The organism is Peribacillus sp. P4_C12 (assembly GCF_056402095.1).
This window is the reverse complement of sequence record NZ_JBFUIB010000754.1, coordinates 1-1,454: the sequence shown is the minus strand read 5'-3', so window position 1 is coordinate 1,454 and position 1,454 is coordinate 1. Positions and strand designations below refer to the sequence as shown.

The window sequence follows — 1,454 nt, the reverse complement described above, 5'->3', positions numbered from 1 at the left end:
GCTGGTCCCCATACTGACTGCGGTTATTATGTTACTCGTTTCCCTTATATTATTTTTTGTATGGCCGCTCATCTACTCTTGGTTAGTTAATTTCGGTGAAGCGATAAGTGGATTAGGTGCTACAGGTGCAGGACTTTATGGATTCTTCAATCGGTTATTGATACCAACGGGTTTACATCATGCATTAAACTCCGTGTTCTGGTTTGATGTAATTGGGCTTAACGATATCGGTAATTTCTGGGCAGGAACTGGAACAAAAGGAACTACAGGCATGTATCAAGCCGGATTCTTCCCTGTCATGATGTTCGGATTGCCTGCCGCGGCACTTGCTATGTACCATTCAGCAAAATCTAAGAAGAAAAAACAAGTGGCGTCATTAATGCTCGCTGCAGGATTTGCTTCATTTTTTACAGGAGTTACAGAACCTCTTGAATTTGCCTTCATGTTTGTAGCACCTGCACTTTTTGTTGTTCATGCTTTATTAACAGGTATTTCGTTAGCCATTGCTGCATCTTTCCAATGGACAGCAGGTTTTGGTTTTAGTGCAGGCTTTGTTGACTTTGTTTTAAGTTCAAGATTGCCATTAGCAAATGAACCTTATATGCTCCTTCTTCAAGGGTTAGCTTTCGCTGTCATTTACTATTTCTTATTCCGCTTCTTGATCGCAAAGTTTAACTTAATGACTCCAGGGAGGGAGGATGATACAGATGAAGAACTTAATGGTGGAGGAGTAGAGGCAGATGCAAGCAACCATGCTGAGTCAACAGGAAGTAAATTCTTTGGGATGGCTGCTGCGATTTATGAAGGCTTAGGTGGAGACGCTAATGTAACGTCTGTTGACAACTGTATAACCCGTTTGAGAGTAGAAGTGAAGAATATGGGAGCAGTTGATCAAAATAAAATTAAATCCATAGGAGTCGCGGGAATCAATATCGTTGGTCCACATAGCATTCAAGTCGTTGTGGGTACGCAGGTACAATTCGTAGCGGATGAAATTGAAAAGATTCGTAGACAATAGAGCTCCCATTATTAGTTGTTCGAGTAATCCTTCATCTTTCATCTAGAACTGCAAGAACAACTAGTCAACTTGTGAGATTATTAGACAAGGATTATACTCAACGATCAGGAATGAGATCCCGTTCCTGATCGTTTTAGATTATTATAGAAAGCGTTATAGTAACGAATTATCAAGCCTGAGTACACTTTGATCAAAAAACATTTATTTTAGCTTTTTTAATGAACACTGGGTAGAAATTAGAATAAAACAAATCAATGTTTTATAATATATTAAGGATATTTGTTTGGAGGGTATTGGATGACGTTTGGAGAATAAATTAAGAGATTAAATAATTTAATCTCACATAAAATCATTTGAAAGAATTCTTTATTCATTCTCTTGCGTAATTTTCAGCTAATGATGGCTTCAATTGCCAATAACCTCACCAGATATAACC

1 protein-coding gene is annotated in these 1,454 nt (G+C 38.1%); it reads left to right on the top strand.

Features of this window, described 5'->3' with window-relative positions:
- On the top strand, positions 1–1,018 hold a 1,018-nt coding region (locus AC1DUW_RS28665), incomplete at its 5' end, for a PTS transporter subunit EIIC (protein WP_477644165.1).
- Positions 1,019–1,454: the final 436 nt, after the last annotated feature.